The sequence below is a fragment of the Paracoccus solventivorans genome (genome assembly GCF_900142875.1).
GTDB lineage: Bacteria > Pseudomonadota > Alphaproteobacteria > Rhodobacterales > Rhodobacteraceae > Paracoccus > Paracoccus solventivorans.
The window spans coordinates 497,741-517,253 of the sequence record NZ_FRCK01000002.1 but is presented as its reverse complement, the minus strand read 5'-3'; the positions used below and the strand labels follow the sequence as shown (position 1 = coordinate 517,253).

The following is a 19,513-nucleotide window of genomic DNA, read 5'->3' as shown; positions in this document are numbered from 1 at the left end:
TCCCTCAGTAGGCCTTGCCGCGGAACAGCCCCGTGGGGCGCACCAGCAGCACGACGATCAGGATGACGAAGCTGATCGCCAGCTTGTATTCCGTGCCCAGCATCTGCAGCAGCCCGCTCGGCTCGAACCCCAGATACTCGGCCACCTTCTTCCACGGATAGGTCAGCGCGACCTCGGAAAAGGCGATCAGGAAGCCGCCGGCGATGGCGCCGACCGGGTTGCCCAGGCCCCCCACGATGGCGGCGGCAAAGATCGGCAGCAGGATCTGGAAATAGTTGAACGCCTTGAAGGTCTTGTCCAGCCCGTACAGCGTGCCGGCCATTACCGCCAGCGCGATGGCGATGATCCAGGTCAGCCGCACCACCCGATCGGGGTCGATGCCCGACAGCAGCGCCAGATCCTCGTTGTCGGCATAGGCGCGCATGGCCTTGCCGGCGCGGGTGCGGTTCAGGAACACGAACAGCGCCCAGACCGACAGCGCCGCGATCACCAGCGTGATCGCCTGGGTGGTGCGCAGCGACAGCCCCTCGGTCAGTCCGGTCATTTCCCTGAACTGCGGGACGGTGACGACAAAGCGGGCGCCGTCGGCGAAATTGATCTCGCCCACCCCGATGACGATGCGGGTCAGCCCGTTCATCACGAACATCACCCCGACCGAGGCCATCACCACCACGATCGGCGCCGCCTTGATGCGGCGGTAATGGCGATAGACCCAGCGGTCGGTCAGCAGCGCCAGCGCCGCGGTCAGCGCGATGGCCGGCGGCAGTGCCAGCAGCGCGGTGGGCAGCGGCCCCAGCGTGATCCCCAGCGCCTGCAGCCCCCAGGTCAGCAGGATCACCATCGCGGTGCCGAAGGCCATGGTGTCGCCATGGGCGAAGTTGGAAAACCGCAGGATCCCGTAGATCAGCGTCACCCCCAGCGCCCCCAGCGCCAGCTGCGCCCCATAGGCCGAGGCGGGGATGAAGACGAAGTTCAGAAAGGTGACGAGCGCGTTCAGCAGGTCCATTGGTGGCCTCTCGTTGCGGCTGTCGCAGCCATGGGCGCCATGCTCAACCCCCCAGGAAGGTGCGGCGCACCTCGGGGTCGGCCATCAGCTCGGCGCCGGTGCCGGTATAGCGGTTGGCGCCCTGCACCAGCACATAGCCGATGTCGGCGATTTCCAGTGCCTGCCGGGCGTTCTGTTCCACCATGAGGATGGAAATCCCGGTGCGGGCGATCTCGATGATGCGGTCGAACAGCTCGTCCATGACGATGGGGCTGACGCCCGCGGTCGGTTCGTCCAGCATCAGCAGGCTGGGCCGGGTCATCAGCGCCCGGCCGACGGCGACCTGCTGGCGCTGGCCGCCCGACAGCTCTCCGGCGTGCTGGCGGCGCTTGTCGGCGACGGCGGGGAACAGCTGATAGACCTGTTCCATGGTGTCGCGGAAATTGTCGTCGCGGATATAGGCGCCCATTTCCAGATTCTCCTCGACCGTCATGGTCGGGAAGACATTGGCGACCTGCGGCACGAACCCCATGCCGCGGCGGACCCGGTCCTGCGGCGACAGCCCGCCGATGTCCTGCCCGTCCAGCAGAACCGTGCCCTCGCGCAGGTCAAGCATCCCGAACACCGCCTTCATCGCGGTGGACTTGCCGGCGCCGTTGGGGCCGACGATCACCGCGATCTGGCCGCGCCCGACCGAGATGTCGCAGCCGTTCAGGATGTCGGCCTTGCCATAGCCGCCGCGCATCCCTGTCGCGGAAAGATAGGCGTTGTCCATCACATGCCCCCGTGAGGCCGCGCCGGCTGCCCGTCGCCGCCCTGTCCGGCCTCGTCGCCCAGCCCCGGCTGGAACCCGTGGCTTTCGCCGAACAGGGTTTCCTCGGCGGCCTCGGCCTTGACCTTGTTCTTCAGCCCGCGGCCCAGATAGGCCTCGATCACCGCCTCGTTGGCCATGATGCTGTCGGCCGGGCCCTCGGCCAGCACCTTGCCCTCGGCCATGACGATCACCGGGTCGCAGAGCTTGCCGATGAAATCCATGTCGTGCTCGATCACGCAGAAGGTGTAGCCGCGTTCGCGGTTCAGCCGGATGATCGCGTCGGCGATGGTCATCAGCAGCGTGCGGTTCACGCCGGCGCCGACCTCGTCCAGGAACACGATGCGGGCATCGACCATCATGCAGCGGCCCAGTTCCAGCAGCTTCTTCTGCCCACCGGACAGGTTGCCGGCCTTTTCCTCGGCCACGTGCGAGATGGTCAGGAAATCCAGCACCTCGTCGGCGCGGGCGCGCAGGGCGCGTTCCTCGCCCGCGATGCGCCGGCGGCCGAACCAGGTGTTCCACAGCGTCTCGCCCGACTGGCCGGGGGGCACCATCATCAGGTTTTCCCGCACGCTCATCGAGCCGAACTCATGCGCCATCTGGAAGGTGCGCAGCAGCCCCTTGTGGAACAGCTGGTGCGGGGCCAGGCCGGTGATGTCCTCGCCCGCCATCAGCACCCGGCCCGATGTCGGGGGCAGCACCCCGGCGATCACGTTGAACAGCGTCGATTTCCCGGCGCCGTTCGGCCCGATCAGGCCGGTGATCGACCCCTTGCGAATGGTCAGGCTGGCACCGTCCACGGCCCGAAAGCCGCCGAAATGCCGGTGAAGGTCATGGACCTCGATCATGCTTGCTCCGATTCTCCCGCGCGCTGCCTAGCCGGACATTGCCGATCCGCCAAGCAAAACCGCCGCGGCGCCCGCAGAAAGGGCACCGCGGACCTTGCGTCACGGGGGCTCTAGCGGGTGGCGACCACGTTCAGCACGCCGCCCTTGTAGTCGACCTCGCGATAGGTGCCGGCGCTTTCGCCGCCGCCCACCAGCTCGACCGCCGAGGCGCCGACATAGTCGATGTCCTGCCCGGCGGCGAGCAGTTCAAGCCCGCGGGCCAGTTCGCCCGGGTTGATCATTTCGCCGGGGGCGTTGGCGACATCCATCACCTTGTCCTTGTAGACGCGCGGATCGCTGGAACCCGCCGCCTGCATCGCCAGCATGATCAGCGCCGCCGCGTCATAGGATTCCGCGGCAAAGGCGTCCGAGCCCTCGAACCCCGCCTCGCGCGCCAGCGCGATGAAGGCGTCGCGGCCCTCGCCCTCGGCCGAGGGGTTCTGGCCGAAGGAATGTTCCAGCTCGGTCCCGAACTTGTCGACCAGCGCCTGCGTCACCATGCCGTCGGTGAACACGAAAGTGTCGAACGCCCCCGAATCCAGCGCCCCCCGCACGATGCCGGAACCGCCCTGATCGACATAGCCCGCGACCACCAGCGCCTCGCCCCCGGCGGCGGCCAGCGCCGCGACCTCGGCCGAATAATCGGCCTTGCCGTCGTCATGGGCCGCATTCATCGTGATCGAGCCGCCCTTGGCCTCGAAGGCCGAGACGAAGGAATCCGCCAGCCCCTTGCCGTAATCGTTGTTGGTATAGCTGACCGCCACCGACTTGAGCCCGCGGTCGGTGATGATGTCGGCCATCACCTCGCCCTGCCGCGCGTCCGACGGCGAGGTGCGGAAGAAGAAGCCCTTGTCCTCGATGGTGGACAGCGCGGGCGAGGTCGCCGAGGGCGCGATCATCACCATGCCGTTCGGCACACCCACCCGTTCCAGGCTGGCGATGGTCTCGCCCGAGCACATGCCGCCGACGATGCCGTTCACCCGTTCGGATGTCACCAGCCGCTCGACCGCCGCGACCGAGGCCGCGGCATCGGCGCAGGTGTTGTCGGCGCGCACCGCGGTCACCGTGCTGCCGTCCAGCAGCTTGCCCGAGTCGGTGACCTCCTTCATCGCCAGCTCGGCGGCATTGGCCATCGGCGGGGCCATGGATTCCAGCGGGCCGGTGAAGCCCAGCGAGATGCCCAGCTTGATCTCCTCGGCCAGCGCGCCGCCGGCGGTCAGCGCCAGCACTGCCGTCGCGATCAGAAAACGGTTCATGCGTTTCTCCTGTTGGTTGCGGGGCCCGGTCGTTTGGTGCCGGTTGCGTCCCTGTTGGCCCGCCGCCTGTGTGCGGAGGGCAAAAACCCCGGCCGGAGCGTCCGGCCGGGGCTGTGGCAAGCGATCAGCGGGTGCGGACCGCGTTCAGCGTGCCGCCCTTGAAATCGACCTCGCGATAGGTGCCGGCGCTTTCGCCGGGCTCCACGAACTCGACGGCCGAGGCGCCGTCATAGTCGATGTCCTGCCCGGCGGCGAGCAGCTCGAGCCCGCGCGCCAGGTCGCCGGGGCCGATCTTTTCGCCCGGCGCGTTGGCGACCTCCATCACCTTGTCCTTGTAGACGCGCGGGTCGCTGGACCCGGCCGCCTGCATCGCCAGCAGCATCAGCGCCGTGGCGTCATAGGATTCGGCCGCAAACGCCGAGGTGCCGTCGAAGCCCGCGGCCTGGGCCAGTTCCACGAACTTGTCGCGGCCCTCGCCCTCGGCGGCCGGGTTCTGGCCGAAGGATTTCTCCAGCTCGGTGCCGAACCTGTCGACGACCGGCTGGCCGACCATGCCGTCGGGCAGGACGAAGGTGTCGAACGCGCCCGCGTCCAGCACGCCGCGCATCACGCCGGACCCGCCCTGGTCGACATAGCCCACCACCGCCAGCGCGTCCCCGCCGGCGGCGGCCAGCGCGCCGACCTCGGCCGAATAATCGGCCTTGCCGTCGTCATGGGCGGAAATCATCGTGACCGTGCCGCCCTTGGCCTCGAAGGCGGTCTTGAAGGATTCGGCCAGCCCCTTGCCATAGTCGTTGTTGGTATAGGTGATCGCCACCGACTGGATGCCGTGTTCCAGGGTGATGTCGGCCATCACCTCGCCCTGCCGCGAATCCGACGGCGAGGTGCGGAAGAAGAACCCCTGGTCCTCGATGTCGGTCAGCGCCGGCGAGGTGGCCGAGGGCGAGATCATCACCATCCCGTTCGGCACGCCCACCCGTTCCAGGCTGGCGATGGTCTCGCCCGAGCACATGCCGCCCATGATCCCGTTGACCTTGTCCGAGGTCACCAGCCGCTCGACCGCCGCGACCGAGGCGGCGGCGTCGGTGCAGGTGTTGTCGGCGCGCACCGCGGTCACCGTGCTGCCATCCAGCAGCTTGCCCGAGTCGCTGACTTCCTTGACGGCCAGTTCCGCACCGCTGGCCATGTTCGGCGCCAGCGATTCGAGCGGGCCGGTAAAGCCCAGCGACAGGCCGATCTTGACCTCTTCGGCCGAGGCAAGCCCCGCGGACAGCGCCAGCGTGGCCGTGGCCAGAAGCAGTTTCTTCATGAATATTCTCCCTATCGGACATTCGTCCCTAGGGTGACAGTAGGACGGGGTGTTTTGAAAGAAAAGCGGTCTGTTATGGCAAAGGCCTGTGGTTCCGGCGGGGAACGCGGGGCGCCGCCGATGCCGCGGGCGGCCCGTCGGGGCCACATGCCGCACGCAATGGACGGCTGCGGCGGGCAGGGGGCTTTGAACCGGGCCGCATCCTCCCTATAAGACTGCAACCCGCAAGAGGATGCAGCCATGCCGCAGATGCACGATACCGCCCGCAACGCCACCGCCCGCGCCGCCGCGCCGGCGACCGACTGGCAGCGCGACGGCTGGCGCGCCCGGCCGCGGATCCAGATGCCGGATTATCCCGACGTGGATGCGGTGCGCGCGGTCGAGGCGCAGCTGACCCGGTTTCCGCCGCTGGTCTTTGCCGGCGAGGCGCGGCGGCTGAAGTCGCAGCTGGCCGATGTCGCGCGCGGGCGCCGCTTCCTGCTGCAGGGGGGCGACTGCGCCGAAAGCTTCGCCGAGTTCTCGGCCGACAACATCCGCGACACCTTCAAGGTGATGCTGCAGATGGCGGTGGTGCTGACCTGGGGCGCGCAGCTGCCGGTGGTCAAGGTCGGCCGCATGGCCGGGCAGTTCGCCAAGCCGCGCAGCGCCCCGACCGAGGTGATGGACGGGCAGGAGCTGCCCAGCTACCGCGGCGACATCATCAACGGCTTCGACTTCACCGCTGCGGCGCGGGTGCCCGACCCGGTGCGGATGCTGCAGGCCTATACCCAGGCCGCCGCCAGCCTGAACCTGCTGCGCGCGTTTTCGACCGGCGGCTACGCCGACATCCACCGCGTGCAAAGCTGGATCGCCGATTTCACCGACGGCCCCGAGGCCGCGCGCTATCGCGACATCGCCGACCGCATTTCCGACGCGATGGCCTTCATGCAGGCGGCCGGGGTCAGCTCGGACACCGCGCATGAGCTGGGCACGGTCGAGTTCTACACCAGCCACGAAGCCCTGCTGCTGGAATACGAAGAGGCGCTGGCCCGGATCGATTCGACCAGCGGCCTGCCGGTGGCGGGGTCGGGGCACATGCTGTGGATCGGCGACCGCACCCGCCAGGTCGACGGCGCGCATGTGGAGTTCTGCCGCGGCGTGCAGAACCCGATCGGGCTGAAATGCGGCCCCTCGATCACCACCGACGACCTCAAGGCGCTGCTGGCGCGGCTGAACCCGGAAAACGAGCCGGGGCGGCTGACGCTGATCGCGCGGTTCGGCGCCGGCTCGGTCGGCGACCACCTGCCGCGGCTGGTCCGCGCCGTGCAGGAGGAAGGCGCCGAGGTGGTCTGGTGCTGCGACCCGATGCACGGCAACACCATCAAGTCGGCCTCGGGCTACAAGACCCGGCCGTTCGATTCCGTGCTGCGCGAGGTGCGCGAGTTCTTCGCCGTCCACCAGGCCGAGGGCACGGTGCCGGGCGGCGTGCATTTCGAGATGACCGGCAAGGACGTGACCGAATGCACCGGCGGCGTGCGCGCGGTCACCGACGAGGACCTGTCCTCGCGCTATCACACCGCCTGCGACCCGCGGCTGAACGCCAGCCAGTCGCTGGAGCTGGCCTTCCTGGTGGCCGAGGAACTGCGCGCCCGCCGCACCCGCACCCCCGCCGCCCTGCGCGACGTGGGCTGAGCCCGCACCCCTGCAATTGCCGACGGCGCGTTCCCCGGGGGCGCGCCGTTTTGCTTTCGCGGGGCAGAGGACAAGATGCCCGGTCACGCCTGCGTCGCCGGAGCATGGGTATTTGAGCCAGAAAGAAGCAGCTGCCGCTTTGCAGGGCGGCGGCGGGGCGCGTCGCTTGCAACGTCTGCAGGAGCGCCGCAATTAGGACGCCGCGAGCAGGGCGACGCAGGCAAGAGGGCGCTGATAGCTCGGGTGCAGGTCCGGCCGCCCCGGGTGGACTTCCGCGCGGGAAGGCCGGAGGACTGCCGCGGGCAGGGCGCTGCGAGTGGCTTTCCCCGACGCGGGGTCCGACCTGGACTCCTCAGTCCTCGGAGATCACCCGGAACCGCGCCCGGCGTTCCTCGGGGGTCTCGTCCTCGCGGATGGCGCGGCGGGGGGCGGCGGGGTTCCAGGGCACCGGCGGTTCGGCAAAGCCCTGCGGCGAGGGCGAGGGCACCAGCACCCGCGCGCCCTCGATCACCGGGTCGGCGCGGTCGGATATCAGGTCGAAGCGCCGCGGCGCCATCCCCATCGGGCTCTCGGTCACCAGGCACCCCAGCGCCCGGGTCACGTCGCCGAGGTCCGAGCGCAGCGGCAGCAGCAGCATCCGGCCCGCCAGCTCGGGGCGGCCGTAGGCGGCGGGGGAATGCAGGGTGATTTCGGCGATCTGCGGCCCTTGGAACACGGTTTCCAGCACGTCCGAGATGCGCCCGCGCGACCCGGGCTGCATCACCGCGCATAGCGGCATCCCCCGCACCTCCATCCCCATCAGGTCGATCAGATGCCGCCCGGCCAGCCGGAACCGCGCCGCGCCCGGCGCGATGCGTTCAATGATGAAGGCGAAGTCCAGCGCCGGGTGCAGCCCCATGGGGGTGATGTCCTGCCGCGACGGCACCGCCCGGCCCTGGCGCAGCGAATCCCAATAGCGGCGGACCCCCGTCAGCACCCGCGCCGGCGACTGCCGGTCGAAATCCGGCAGGTGCAGCACCCGCGGCGGGCCGTCGCTGGCCGGGGCGGACCGGTCGTTCTCGTCCATTGCACCAGAATCCCACTCGTATGATCCCAGTGTCTATATGGTGCGGCGGCGGCCGTCTCGGAAAATATTGACGAAGGGTTAAGCCGGGCGGGTTTCAGCCGCAGCCTGTGCGGGCGCGGCCGGGGAAAGCTCAGGGCTCGGCCAGCGCGTCGGCTTCGGGCTCGCGCGGCTCGCGCGGGGGGCGGCCGATGATGTCGCGCAGCGCGTCCAGCTCGATGAAATTGTCGGCCTGGCGGCGCAGCTCGTCGGCGATCATCGGCGGCTGGCTGCGCAGGGTCGAGACCACGGAAACCCGCACCCCCTGCCGCTGCAGCGCCTCGATCATCGGGCGCAGGTCGCCGTCGCCGGAAAACACCACCGCGTGGTCCAGATGCGGCGCCAGCTGCAGCGCGTCGACGGTCAGTTCGACATCCATGTTGCCCTTGATCCGGCGCCGGCCCATCGAGTCGGTGTATTCGCGCGCCGGCTTGGTGACGATGGCGAAACCGTTGTAGGTCAGCCAGTCGATCAGCGGCCGGATCGGGGAATATTCCTCGCTTTCCAGCAGCGCGGTATAGTAATAGGCGCGGGTCAGCTTGCCCCGGCGCTCGAACTCCTGACGCAAAAGCTTGTAATCAATGTCGAACCCCAACGACTTTGCGGCCGCGTGAAGGTTCGATCCGTCGATGAACAGCGCCAGCCGATCGTCCTTGTAGAACAACGCCTTGTCTCCCAAAGCTCTGGAAATAGGAAATATGTCGGACAATCTAGTGCTGCTGGCCCTGGGTGCAAACCTGTTTTCTTCGACAGGTGCCCCCGAGGCCGGGCTGCGCGCCGCGCTGCGCGCGCTGGCGGCCGAGGGGCTGCCCGCCACCCGGGTCAGCCGCTTCTGGAAAACCCCAGCCTTTCCACCCGGTTCCGGGCCCGACTACGTCAACGCGGCGGCGGCGCTGTGGTCGGCGCAGCCGGCGCCCGCGCTGCTGGCCGCGGCCCATCGAGTGGAGGCGGCGCTGGGGCGGGTGCGCGACGGCGGCCGCTGGGGGGCGCGGGTGATCGACATCGACCTGCTGGCGGTGGGCGAGCTGGTGCTGCCCGATGCCGCCGAACAGGACCGCTGGCGGGCGCTGCCGCCGGCCCAGCAGCAGCGCCTGACCCCGGACCGGCTGATCCTGCCGCATCCGCGGCTGCAGGACCGCGGTTTCGTGCTGGCGCCGCTGGCCGAGATCGCGCCGCAGTGGCGCCACCCCCGCACCGGCCGGACCGTGGCCGCGATGCTGGCGGCGCTGGGACCGGCGGGGCTGGCCGGCATGGCGCCGCTTGCTTGACATTGCCCGGGGTGGCGCCCACATATGCCACCTTGCCCTTCAGCCGATTCGCAGAGGTATGCCATGGCCCGCGTGACAGTCGAGGATTGCGTCGACAAGGTTCCCAACCGATTTGACCTGGTCCTGCTGGCCGCCCATCGCGCCCGCGAGATCTCGGCCGGCTCGCCCGCGACGGTCGACCCCGACAACGACAAGAACCCGGTGATCGCCCTGCGCGAGATCGCGGACGAGACCCAGCCCGTCGACGACCTGCGCGAGCGGATGATCGAGCAGACCCAGACCCAGATCGAGGTCGACGAGCCCGAAGAGGACGCGATGGCGCTGCTGCTGGGGGCCGAGATCGACCGTCCCAAGCCCGCCGACGAGGAATCCGAGGAACGGATGCTGCGGATGATGCTGGAAGCGCAGGGCCGCAACTGACGGCAGCCGGGCGGTATCTCGGTTGGAAAGATTCGACGTCGAAGACCTGATCGCACTGGTCCGCAACTACAACCCTCGGACCAATGCGGAACTGATCCGGCAGGCCTTCGACTATGGCCGCCGGATGCACGAGGGGCAGTTCCGCCACTCGGGCGAACCCTATTTCACCCATCCCGTCGCCGTCGCCGCCATCCTGACCGAGATGCGGCTGGACGATGCCACCATCATCACCGCGCTGCTGCACGACACCATCGAGGACACGCGCTCGACCTGGACCGACGTGGCCCAGATCTTCGGGCGCGAGATCGCCGATCTGGTGGACGGGGTCACCAAGCTGACCAACCTGCAACTCTCGGGCGCGCACTCGAAGCAGGCGGAAAACTTCCGCAAGCTTTTCATGGCCATGTCGCGCGATCTTCGCGTGATCCTGGTCAAGCTGGCCGACCGGCTGCACAACATGCGCACCATCAAGTCGATGCGCCCGGAAAAACAGGTGCAGAAGGCGCGCGAGACCATGGACATCTTTGCGCCGCTGGCCGGGCGCATGGGGATGCAGTGGATGCGCGAGGAGCTCGAAGACCTCGCCTTCAAGGTCATCAACCCCGAGGCGCGCAACTCGATCATCCGCCGCTTCGTGGTGCTGCAAAAGGAAAACGGCGACGTGATCCCGCAGATCACCGCCGACATCCGCGCCACGCTGGACGCCGAGGGGGTCGAGGCCGAGGTCTTCGGCCGCGCCAAGCGCCCGTTCAGCGTCTGGCGCAAGATGCAGGAAAAGCAGCTGGCGTTCAGCCGCCTGTCCGACATCTACGGGTTCCGCATCATCACCCGCTCTGAAGCCGATTGCTACCGCACGCTGGGGATCATCCACCGCAAGTGGCGGATGGTGCCGGGGCGGTTCAAGGACTACATCAGCCAGCCCAAGTCGAACGGCTACCGCTCGATCCACACCACCGTTTCCACCCGCGACGGCACGCGGGTCGAGGTGCAGATCCGCACCCGCGCCATGCACGAGGTGGCCGAGGCCGGCGTCGCCGCGCATTGGGCCTATCGCGACGGGGTGCGCAGCAAGAACCCCTTTGCGGTCGATCCGGGCGAGTGGCTGGCCAGCCTGACCGAGCGTTTCGGCGAAGAAGACCACGACGAGTTCCTCGAGCATGTGAAGCTCGAGATGTATCAGGACCAGGTGTTCTGCTTCACCCCGCGCGGCGACGTCATCCAGCTGCCCAAGGGGGCGACGCCGATCGACTTTGCCTATGCGATCCACACGCGGCTGGGCAACAGCTGCGTCGGCGCCAAGGTGGACGGGATCCGGGTGCCGCTGTGGACCCGGCTCAAGAACGGGCAGGCGGTGGACATCATCTCGGCCTCGGGGCAGCGGCCGCAGGCGACCTGGCTGGACATCGTGGTGACCGGGCGCGCCAAGGCCGCGATCCGGCGCAGCCTGCGCGAGGAGGACCGCTCGCGCTTCATCCGGCTGGGGTCGGAGCTGGTGCGCGTCGCCTTCGAGCACGTCAACCGCAAAGCCACCGACAAGGCGCTGCGCGCCGCCGCCAAGACGCTGGCGTTGCCGAACGTGGACGAGATGCTGGCCCGCATCGGCTCGGCCGAGATGTCGGCGCAGGAGCTGATCCGCGCGCTTTATCCCGACCTGACCCCGGCCGAGGAGGAGATCGACGCCACCCGCGCCGTCGCCGGGCTCGAGGCCGATCAGGAGTTCACCCGCGCCCCCTGCTGCGATCCTCTGCCGGGGGAACGCATCGTCGGCATCACCTATCGCGGCAAGGGGGTGGTGATCCACGCCATCGACTGCCCGGTGCTGGCCGATTTCGAGGCCCAGCCCGAGCGTTGGGTCGACCTGCGCTGGCGCGAAGGGCGGCACCCGCCGGTCTATTCCTCGCGGCTGGGGCTGACCATCCGCCACGACGCCGGGGTGCTGGGCCGGATCTGCACGCTGATCGGGGCGCAGGGGGCCAATATCTCGGACCTCGAGTTCCTGGACCGCAAGCCCGATTTCTACCGGCTGCGCATCGACGTGGAACTGCGCGACCGCGAACATCTGCACGCGCTGCTGACCGCCTTGGACGCAGAGCCGGACGTGGCGCAGGTGGCGCGCATCCGCGACCCCTCGGCGCGGTTCTAGGCCGGGGCGGGGCAAGGCATCCTGCGCAGGTGGCGCGGGCCGATTTTCCCGGCTTTCCGGGTTGCAGCCGCGGGGTGCGGCTGGTTCATTGATCCGGGATTTTCCGAAAGGGGCGGGCCGGGTGTTCAAGCGCAAGCCACGCAGCTATTCGCAGCTCGCCAGCGATATCGTCTATCCGCGGGGCGGCTGGTCGCGGGCGGTGCGCTATATCGTGCACCGGGTCCGCCGCCTGCCCGACGAGCCCAGCCGGATCGGCCGCGGGGTGGCGGCGGGGGTGTTCATCAGCTTCACCCCGCTGTTCGGCGCGCATCTGCTGGGCGGGCTGGCGCTGGCCTGGCTGATGCGCGGCAATCTGATCGCCGCGGTGCTGGGCTCTCTGATCGGCAATCCGGTCACCATCCCCTTCATCGCTGTGATGTCGGTGGGGCTGGGGCGCTGGATGCTGGGGGTGCCGGGCAGCATGTCGCCCGGGGTGATCATGGCCGCCTTTACCGCCGCAAGCGGGCAGCTGTGGCATAATTTCATGTCGATCTTCGACGGGCGGGTGGCCGAGTGGGACCGGCTGCTGGCGTTCTTCAACGGCATCTTCCTGCCCTATCTGGTGGGCGGCCTCATCCCCGGGCTGATCGCGGCGACGGTGTTCCACTACCTGACCGTGCCGCTGGTGCGCACCTACCACCGCCGCAAGCTGCAGCGTATCGCCCGCCGCCACGCCTCTGCCCGCCCCGGGAGCGAGGACAGCGGCGAGGGCCGCTAGACCCCCAGCCGGTCGCGCAGCGAATACCAGCCCATGCCGGCGACCAGCAGCGGCCAGCGCAGCGCCGCGCCGCCGGGAAAGGCGGGCAGGGGCAGGGCGGCCATGGTCTCGAACCCCTCGGACTGGCCGATCACCGCCTGCGCCATCAGCTTGCCCGAAAGATTGGCCAGCGCCACCCCGTGCCCGGAAAACCCGCTGGCCGACAGGCAGTTCGGGGCGGGGCGCGCGAAATACGGCATCCGGTTCATGGTGATCGCCAGCGTGCCGCCCCAGCCATGGGTGATGCGCACCCCCTTCAGCTGCGGATAGACCTGTTCCAGCGGCCGGCGCACCTTGGCGGCGATGTCGCGCGGAAAGCGATAGCCGAGGCTCTCGCCGCCGCCGAACACCAGCCGCCGGTCCTCGCTCAGCCGCCAGTAGTTCACCACGAAGCGGGTGTCGTGGACGGCGATGTTTTCCCCCAGGATGTCGTCGGCGCGCGCGCCCAGCGGCTCGGTCGCGACCACGAAATTGTTGATCGGCATGACGCGGGCGGCGACGCCCATGTCCAGATGCCCCAGATAGCCGTTCGCGGCCAGGATGACGTGATCGCAGATCACCCGCCCGGCGCCGGTCTGAACGATCGTGGCCTCGCCCGCGCGCCGCGCGTGGCTTATGGCGTGGACATGGGCGCCCTCGTGGATGCGCACCCCCGCCGCTGCGGCTAGCCGCGCCAGCCCCAGCGCCAGCGCCAGCGGGTCCAGGTGGCCGGCGCCGCGGTCGAGATCGCCCCCCGCATACAGCGGCGATTTCACCAGCGCCCGCAGCCCGGCCGCATCCAGCGGCTCGATCAGCGCATAGCCGTAGTCGCGGGCCAGACGCTCGGCGTTTTCATGGGCATGGCGGACCTCGCGGGGATTGCGGGCGGCGTGGGCGATGCCGGGATGGACCGTCACCCCGCCCTCGGCCGCCAAGGCACGGGTCAGGGCCTTGGCCTCCTCGGCCATGTCCCACAGCCGCCGCGCCGCCGTGCGCCCGGCCATCCGTTCCAGCTCGTCAACCTCGAGCCGCTGCCCCGAGCCCATCTGCCCGCCATTGCGCCCCGAGGCGCCAAAGCCCACCCGCTGCGCCTCGAGCAGCACGACCGAGCGTCCCGCCCGCGCCAGCGTCAGCGCCGCGCTGAGCCCGGTGTAGCCCGCGCCCACCACCGCCACATCAGCCCGCGCATCCCCCCGCAGCGGCGGAAACGGCGGCAGCGCCGGGTTCTGCTCGGCGTACAGGCTGGGCGGATATTCCCCGCGGCGGTCATTGGCGAAAAGCAGGTTCATGCGCGCCCCCATATTCGACCCGCTTTACCACCCGCAACCCGGATAACGGAATGGCCGAGGGCCTCTGTCTTCATCAGTGAAATATCCCGGGGCTTCCGAGCGCCCGGAATAGCAGGCGGATCAGAAAGCAGCCCCCGAGGCTGTTTTCCCGCCGGATGGTCCGGTGGACTGATTTCAGCGAGGAAGGCCACGGCAGGGGCCCGGGGCAGCGCCCCGGTCCGACCGCGCAACCCGGCGCGCCAAAAGAAAAAGGGGACCGACCCGGCCCCCTTTCCCCAACAATTCCAGCAGCCTCAGCGCTTGGCCACATCCAGGTAATCGCGCCGGTCCGAGCCGATATACAGCTGCCGCGGGCGGCCGATCTTGCTGTCCGGGTCGCCCAGCATTTCCTTCCACTGCGAAATCCAGCCGACGGTGCGCGACAGCGCAAAGATCGGAGTGAACATCGAGGTCGGGAAGCCCATCGCCGACAGGATGATGCCCGAATAGAAATCGACGTTCGGGTAGAGCTTCTTCGAGACGAAATATTCGTCCTCGAGCGCGATCCGCTCCAGCTCCTTGGCGACCTGCAGGGTGGGGTTGTTCTCGATCCCGAGGATGTCCAGCACCTCGTCGGCCGATTCCTTCATGATCTTCGCGCGCGGGTCGAAGTTCTTGTAGACCCGGTGGCCGAAGCCCATCAGCCGGAACGGGTCGTCCTTGTCCTTGGCGCGCTTGATGTATTCGGGGATGCGGTCGACGGTGCCGATTTCCTGCAGCATCTCCAGCGCGGCTTGGTTGGCGCCGCCATGGGCGGGACCCCACAGGCAGGCGATGCCGGCCGCGATACAGGCAAAGGGGTTGGCCCCCGACGAGCCCGCCAGCCGCACCGTCGAGGTCGAGGCGTTCTGTTCGTGGTCCGCGTGCAGGGTGAAGATGCGGTCCATGGCGCGGGCCAGCGCCGGGTCGATGTGATAGGGCTCGGCCGGGACCGAGAAGCACATGTGCAGGAAGTTCGAGGCGTAATCGAGGTCGTTCTTCGGATAGACGAAGGGCTGGCCCAGCGAATATTTATACGCCATCGCCGCCAGCGTCGGCAGCTTGGCGATCAGCCGGATCGAGGCGACCTCGCGGTGGTGCGGGTCGTTGATGTCGAGGCTGTCGTGGTAGAAGGCCGACATCGCGCCGACCACGCCGACCAGCGTCGCCATCGGGTGGCTGTCGCGGCGGAATCCGCGGAAGAAGTAGTGCAGCTGCTCGTGCACCATGGTGTGGTGGGTGATCAGCCACTCGAACTTTTCCATCTGCTCGGCGCTCGGCAGCTCGCCGTTCAGCAGCAGGTAGCAGACTTCCAGATAATGGCTCTTCTCGGCCAGCTGCTCGATCGGGTAGCCGCGATACCACAGCTCGCCCACGTCGCCGTCGATATAGGTGATCGCGCTTTCGCAGGCCGCGGTCGAGGTGAAGCCGGGGTCGAAGGTGAAGACGTTGCCCTGCCCGTAAAGCTTGCGGATGTCGATACATTCCGCCCCGACGGTGGGGGTCAGGACCGGCAGCTCGAAATCCTTGTCGTTCAGCGAAATCCGGGCGGTTCTGGCTTCGGCCATCGCATATTCCTTTGCTCGAGGCCCATCCGGGCCGCTGCGTATGGGCGCTCTCACGCCGTGGCGTCTGCCAGGCGGGCGAGCGTTTCGTCGCGCCCGAGGGCCAGCATCATGTCGAATATGCTCGGGGTCGAGGTCCGCCCGGCGAGTGCCGCCCGCACCGGGGCCGCGATCTTGCCAAGGCCAAGTCCGTTCGACTCGGCTATCCGCTGTGCAATCGCCTCCAGGTCGTCTCGCGCCCAGATAACATTCTGCATCGCGGCGGTCAAATCCCCGAGTATACCTTTGGACACCGTATCCAGCGCCGCCGCGGCCTTGTCATCGGGCTGCACCGGGCGCTCGATCAGGGCAAAGCGGCCCTGTTCCAGCAGCTGCGGCAGGGTGCGGGATTTCTGCTTCAGCACCGCAAGCGCCGGGGTCAGCCGCGCCAGCTGCTGCGGGGTCAGCGGCGGCTGGCCCGTGGCGGCCAGGAACCCCGCCAGCTCGTCCAGCAGCGCCGCATCGCTCATGGCTGCGACATGATGCCCCGATACATGTTCGAGTTTCTTGAAGTCGAGCCGCGCCGGCGCCTTGCCGATTCCCGACAGGTCGAACCATGCGCGCGCCTGCGCGTCGTCGAACAGCTCGTCGTCGCCGTGGCTCCAGCCCAGCCGGGCCAGATAGTTGCGCATCGCTGCCGCCGGATAGCCCATGGCGGCATATTCATGCAGCCCGACCGCGCCGTGGCGCTTGGACAGTTTCTTGCCGTCGGCGCCGTGGATCAGCGGGATATGCGCGAACACCGGCAGCGCCCAGCCATTCGCCGCATAGACCTGCGCCTGGCGGGCGGCATTGGTCAGGTGGTCGTCGCCGCGGATGATATGGGTGATCCCCATGTCGTGGTCGTCCACAACCACCGCGTGCATATAGGTCGGAGTCCCGTCCGAACGCAGCAGCACCATGTCGTCCAGCTGGTCGTTGCGAAAGGTGACCTCGCCCTGCACCGCATCCTGGATCACCGTCACCCCCTCGCGCGGGGCCCGCAGCCGGATCGCATAGGGCGCGTCGGGCCTTGTCGCGGGGTCGGCGTCGCGCCAGGGGCTGACGAAGGGGCGGTTGGGATGTTCCGCGCGCCAGGCCTCGATCTCGGCCGGGGTGGTATAGCAGGGATAGGCGGTGCCGGCCGTCATCATCTGGCGCGCCACCTCGGCGTGGCGCTCGGCGCGGGCGAACTGGCTGACCGGCGCGCCGTCCCAGTCCAGCCCCAGCCAGCGCAGCCCCTGCAGGATCGCCTCGGTCGCCTCGGGGGTGGAGCGGGCGCGGTCGGTATCCTCGATCCGCAGCAGGAACTTGCCGCCGCGGCCGCGCGCGTAAAGCCAGTTGAACAGCGCCGTGCGCGCGCCGCCGATATGCAGATAGCCGGTGGGCGAGGGCGCGAAGCGCGTGACGACGGGGGGTGATTGCATGGTTGCGTCCTGCTTCGGTCGTTCGGGCGGCGGGTGGGCGACAGGCGTTAACCTTTTGCTAAGGACCGCCGGGTTAGGATCGGCGCAGGGATACGCGAGGATTCAGGGTAAGGACAAGCGTGACCGCAGCGGATGCAGCGAATGGCGGTATGGCGCCCCCGCGCGGGCGGGGGGTGCGGCTGCTGGCGGCGCTGACGGCGCCGGGGCGGGTGTCGGACCGCGCCGCCCGCTCGACGGCGGAACTGGCGCTGCGCGCGGGGCTGCTGATCCGCGTGCCGATCCTGGTGTCCTGCGGGATCGGGCTGTGGTTCAGCCTGCGGTTCGACCCGGGGCCGGGGCTATACGCCGCAGCCCTTGCGGCGATGCTGCTGGCGATATGGGCGGCTCGCCGGCTGCTGCTGCTGGCCGACGCCGGGCGCATTCCCTGGGACCGGGCCGAGGTCCTGCGGCTGGCGGCGCTGGCTGCGGCGCTGGCGCTGTCGGGGTTCCTTGCCGCCGGGCTGCGGCTGCACATGGTGGCGGCGCCGGTGATGGACTACCGCTATTACGGCCCGGTCGAGGGGCGGGTGGTGCAGATCGACCGCTCTGCCCGCGACCGGATGCGGGTGACGCTGGACCGGGTGGTGCTGCGCGACACCGCGACCGCGCCAGAGCGGACCCCGCGCCGGGTGCGGCTGTCGCTGCCCGAGGGGGCGGCGCTGCCCGCGACCTCGGCCCGGGTGATGCTGACCGCGCATCTCGGCCCGCCGCCGCCGCCGGCGGAACCCGGCGCCTTCGATTTCCGCCGCAACGCCTTCTTCGCCGGGCTCGGCGCGGTCGGCTATACCCGCACCCCGCTGCTGATCGTCGAGCCGCCGCCGCCGCGGCTGCTGGACGGCACCGCGATCCGGCTGCGGCTGTCGCAGGCCATGCAGGACCGGATCGGCGGGCAGGCGGGGGCGGTGGCCTCGGCGCTGGTCACCGGCGACCGCTCGGGCATCGCCGAGGCCACCAATCAGGTGATGCGCGATTCGAATCTCTATCACATCGTCTCGATCTCGGGGCTGCACATGACCATGCTGGCCGCCTTCGTCTATGCGGCGCTGCGGCTGGGGCTGGCGGCGGCGCAGGGGCTGGGGCCGGGCGTCCTCGGCGCGGCGCTCTCGGGCGCGCCGGTCCACAAGCTGGCGGCGCTGGCGGCGCTGGCGGCGGCGACGCTGTATCTGTGGGTTTCCGGCGGAGGGGTGCCGACGGAGCGCGCCTGGGTGATGGTGGCGGTGATGCTGGCGGCGGTGCTGCTGGACCGGCGCGCGATCTCGCTGCGCACGCTGGCGGTGGCGGCGCTGGCGATCCTGTATCTGGCCCCCGAGGCGCTGGTCACCCCCGGCTTCCAGATGAGCTTTGCCGCCACCGCCGCGCTGATCCTGCTGTTTCCCGCCTGGTCGCGCGGCGCGCAGCGCCTGCCCTGGGTGGTGCGGGGGGTGGCGCTGCTGGTGATTTCGTCGCTGATCGCGGGGCTGGCCACCGCGCCGCTGGCGGCGGCGCATTTCAACCGCTCGGCCCAATACGGGATCGTCGCCAACCTGCTGGTGGTGCCGGTGATGGGCAGCGTGGTGATGCCCGCGGGGGTGGTCGCGGCGCTGCTGGCGCCCCTGGGTCTGGCCGGGCCGGCGCTGTGGGTGATGGGGCTGGGCACGCGCTGGATGCTGTGGGTGGCTGAAGCTGTCGCGGGCTGGGGCGGCTCGGTCCTGGCGGCGCCGGCGCCGGACTGGCGGGTGCTGCCGCTGGCCGGGGCCGGGGCAGCGCTGTGGCTGTTTTCGCTGCAAGGCGGCGCGCTTGCGACGCGCTGGCTGGGGCGGCTGGCGGCGGTGCTGCTGCCCGGGGCGGCGGCGCTGCTGTGGGCTGCCAGCCCGCGCCCCGACATCCTGATTTCGCCCGACGCCGCGGCGGTGGGGATCCTCACCCCCGCCGGCCGCGCGCTCTCCAAGCCCGGTGCGGCCTTTGTCGCCGACAGCTGGCTGCGCGCCGACGGCGACACCGCCGCCGCGGCCGAAGCCGGCGCCCGCGAGGGCTGGAGCGGCCCGACCGGCGACCGCCGCGCCCGGCTGGGCGGGATCGCCGTGGCGCATCTGAGCGGCAAGGCCGCCGCCGCCCGGGCCGCGGCCGCCTGCGCCGAGGGCGGCGTCGTCATCCTTGCCGCAAGGGCGCCCCCCGAGGTCTCGGGCCCCTGCCTGCTGCTCGACCAGCCCGCCCTGGCCCGCAGCGGCGCCCGCGCCGGCTGGCTGCGCGACGGCACGCTGCACTGGCAGACCGACTCCGCCATGGTCGGAGAACGGCTCTGGTCCTCGCCCGCCGAGCGCCGGCGCTGGGGGCTGTCGGGGCGGGGGCAGTGGCGGGATCGGCGATGAGGAGGGCGAGAGCAGACTTATGGGACATAGAGGCGCGAAAACTGCGGCTGCCGGGCGCCGTCTGCCATGCGAAAAAACCCGCGCCTGTGGCTGGCGCGTCTGCGGTTGACAACAATGCAATGCTGCTGCTTCGGCTTGGTTGATGTGGAGGAGACTGTGCGAAGACTGAACTGTGTGAA

At 69.5% G+C, this 19,513-nt stretch carries 16 protein-coding genes; 6 read left to right on the top strand and 10 right to left on the bottom strand.

The genetic code is table 11. The features are described from left to right. Window positions 1-4: 4 nt before the first annotated feature. From BUB57_RS05675 to BUB57_RS05655, 5 genes are all read right to left on the bottom strand, one after another. Window positions 5-1,006, bottom strand: coding sequence for a branched-chain amino acid ABC transporter permease (locus tag BUB57_RS05675; RefSeq protein ID WP_073063457.1), 1,002 nt, complete (start codon window positions 1,004-1,006; stop codon window positions 5-7). 43 nt (window positions 1,007-1,049) lie between these two features. After that, on the bottom strand, window positions 1,050-1,760 hold the full coding sequence (locus BUB57_RS05670) for an ABC transporter ATP-binding protein (protein WP_073063454.1): 711 nt from the start codon (window positions 1,758-1,760) through the stop codon (window positions 1,050-1,052). Then, on the bottom strand, window positions 1,760-2,647 hold the full coding sequence (locus tag BUB57_RS05665) for an ABC transporter ATP-binding protein (protein WP_073063451.1): 888 nt from the start codon (window positions 2,645-2,647) through the stop codon (window positions 1,760-1,762). Before BUB57_RS05665 ends, BUB57_RS05670 begins: the two co-directional genes overlap by 1 nt. A 110-nt stretch (window positions 2,648-2,757) precedes the next feature. After that, window positions 2,758-3,942 carry an ABC transporter substrate-binding protein gene (locus BUB57_RS05660; RefSeq protein ID WP_073063448.1) on the bottom strand — a complete coding sequence of 395 codons (1,185 nt, stop codon included), beginning with the start codon at window positions 3,940-3,942 and terminating at the stop codon, window positions 2,758-2,760. Window positions 3,943-4,066: 124 nt separating this feature from the next. Further along, entirely contained in the window at window positions 4,067-5,251 is a 1,185-nt protein-coding gene (locus tag BUB57_RS05655) for an ABC transporter substrate-binding protein (protein WP_073063446.1), read from the bottom strand. Window positions 5,252-5,500: 249 nt separating this feature from the next. Between BUB57_RS05655 and BUB57_RS05650 the strand changes: the two genes are divergently transcribed. Next, window positions 5,501-6,922 (top strand): class II 3-deoxy-7-phosphoheptulonate synthase, encoded by a 1,422-nt coding sequence (locus BUB57_RS05650; protein ID WP_073063717.1) that lies wholly within the window; start codon window positions 5,501-5,503, stop codon window positions 6,920-6,922. A gap of 352 nt (window positions 6,923-7,274) precedes the next feature. Here the strand turns inward: BUB57_RS05650 and BUB57_RS05645 are convergent, their stop codons facing one another. Next, window positions 7,275-7,988, bottom strand: coding sequence for a PAS domain-containing protein (locus BUB57_RS05645; RefSeq protein ID WP_073063443.1), 714 nt, complete (start codon window positions 7,986-7,988; stop codon window positions 7,275-7,277). A 130-nt stretch (window positions 7,989-8,118) separates the two neighbouring features. Continuing rightward, entirely contained in the window at window positions 8,119-8,688 is a 570-nt protein-coding gene (locus BUB57_RS05640; RefSeq protein ID WP_073063439.1) for a LabA-like NYN domain-containing protein, read from the bottom strand. 34 nt (window positions 8,689-8,722) lie between these two features. Between BUB57_RS05640 and folK the strand changes: the two genes are divergently transcribed. The 4 genes from folK (at window position 8,723) to BUB57_RS05620 (ending at window position 12,612) form a co-directional block, all read left to right on the top strand. Further along, complete coding sequence (gene folK / locus BUB57_RS05635; protein ID WP_073063436.1) at window positions 8,723-9,292, top strand: 2-amino-4-hydroxy-6-hydroxymethyldihydropteridine diphosphokinase; 570 nt, start codon at window positions 8,723-8,725, stop codon at window positions 9,290-9,292. A 63-nt stretch (window positions 9,293-9,355) separates the two neighbouring features. Further along, entirely contained in the window at window positions 9,356-9,712 is a 357-nt protein-coding gene (rpoZ, locus tag BUB57_RS05630) for a DNA-directed RNA polymerase subunit omega (RefSeq protein WP_073063433.1), read from the top strand. 22 nt (window positions 9,713-9,734) lie between these two features. Further along, window positions 9,735-11,855 (top strand): RelA/SpoT family protein, encoded by a 2,121-nt coding sequence (locus BUB57_RS05625; RefSeq protein WP_073063430.1) that lies wholly within the window; start codon window positions 9,735-9,737, stop codon window positions 11,853-11,855. A 121-nt stretch (window positions 11,856-11,976) separates the two neighbouring features. Further along, window positions 11,977-12,612, top strand: coding sequence for a DUF2062 domain-containing protein (locus tag BUB57_RS05620; RefSeq protein WP_073063714.1), 636 nt, complete (start codon window positions 11,977-11,979; stop codon window positions 12,610-12,612). Here BUB57_RS05620 and BUB57_RS05615 read toward each other — a convergent pair. The 3 genes from BUB57_RS05615 to gltX all read right to left on the bottom strand — a co-directional run bounded on the left by BUB57_RS05615 (window position 12,609) and on the right by gltX (window position 16,947). Beyond that, window positions 12,609-13,919 carry an NAD(P)/FAD-dependent oxidoreductase gene (locus BUB57_RS05615; RefSeq protein ID WP_073063427.1) on the bottom strand — a complete coding sequence of 437 codons (1,311 nt, stop codon included), beginning with the start codon at window positions 13,917-13,919 and terminating at the stop codon, window positions 12,609-12,611. The two genes, BUB57_RS05620 and BUB57_RS05615, sit on opposite strands and share 4 nt — an antisense overlap. Before the next feature lie 293 nt (window positions 13,920-14,212). Continuing rightward, entirely contained in the window at window positions 14,213-15,505 is a 1,293-nt protein-coding gene (locus BUB57_RS05610) for a citrate synthase (protein ID WP_073063424.1), read from the bottom strand. A 50-nt stretch (window positions 15,506-15,555) separates the two neighbouring features. Next, window positions 15,556-16,947, bottom strand: coding sequence for a glutamate--tRNA ligase (gene gltX, locus BUB57_RS05605; protein ID WP_073063421.1), 1,392 nt, complete (start codon window positions 16,945-16,947; stop codon window positions 15,556-15,558). Between the two features lie 119 nt (window positions 16,948-17,066). Here gltX and BUB57_RS05600 point away from each other — a divergent pair, with 119 nt between their 5' ends. After that, window positions 17,067-19,334 carry a ComEC/Rec2 family competence protein gene (locus BUB57_RS05600; protein ID WP_234951989.1) on the top strand — a complete coding sequence of 756 codons (2,268 nt, stop codon included), beginning with the start codon at window positions 17,067-17,069 and terminating at the stop codon, window positions 19,332-19,334. Window positions 19,335-19,513: the final 179 nt, after the last annotated feature.

Excerpts from the sequence above, each read along its gene's own strand:
- BUB57_RS05610 (WP_073063424.1), bottom strand. The coding sequence starts at position 15,505 with ATGGCCGAAGCCAGAACCGCCCGGATTTCGCTGAACGACAAGGATTTC.
- rpoZ (WP_073063433.1), top strand. The coding sequence starts at position 9,356 with ATGGCCCGCGTGACAGTCGAGGATTGCGTCGACAAGGTTCCCAACCGA.
- BUB57_RS05665 (WP_073063451.1), bottom strand. The coding sequence starts at position 2,647 with ATGATCGAGGTCCATGACCTTCACCGGCATTTCGGCGGCTTTCGGGCC.
- BUB57_RS05675 (WP_073063457.1), bottom strand. The coding sequence starts at position 1,006 with ATGGACCTGCTGAACGCGCTCGTCACCTTTCTGAACTTCGTCTTCATC.
- BUB57_RS05670 (WP_073063454.1), bottom strand. The coding sequence starts at position 1,760 with ATGGACAACGCCTATCTTTCCGCGACAGGGATGCGCGGCGGCTATGGC.
- gltX (WP_073063421.1), bottom strand. The coding sequence starts at position 16,947 with ATGCAATCACCCCCCGTCGTCACGCGCTTCGCGCCCTCGCCCACCGGC.
- BUB57_RS05615 (WP_073063427.1), bottom strand. The coding sequence starts at position 13,919 with ATGAACCTGCTTTTCGCCAATGACCGCCGCGGGGAATATCCGCCCAGC.
- BUB57_RS05660 (WP_073063448.1), bottom strand. The coding sequence starts at position 3,942 with ATGAACCGTTTTCTGATCGCGACGGCAGTGCTGGCGCTGACCGCCGGC.
- BUB57_RS05645 (WP_073063443.1), bottom strand. The coding sequence starts at position 7,988 with ATGGACGAGAACGACCGGTCCGCCCCGGCCAGCGACGGCCCGCCGCGG.
- folK (WP_073063436.1), top strand. The coding sequence starts at position 8,723 with ATGTCGGACAATCTAGTGCTGCTGGCCCTGGGTGCAAACCTGTTTTCT.
- BUB57_RS05650 (WP_073063717.1), top strand. The coding sequence starts at position 5,501 with ATGCACGATACCGCCCGCAACGCCACCGCCCGCGCCGCCGCGCCGGCG.
- BUB57_RS05655 (WP_073063446.1), bottom strand. The coding sequence starts at position 5,251 with ATGAAGAAACTGCTTCTGGCCACGGCCACGCTGGCGCTGTCCGCGGGG.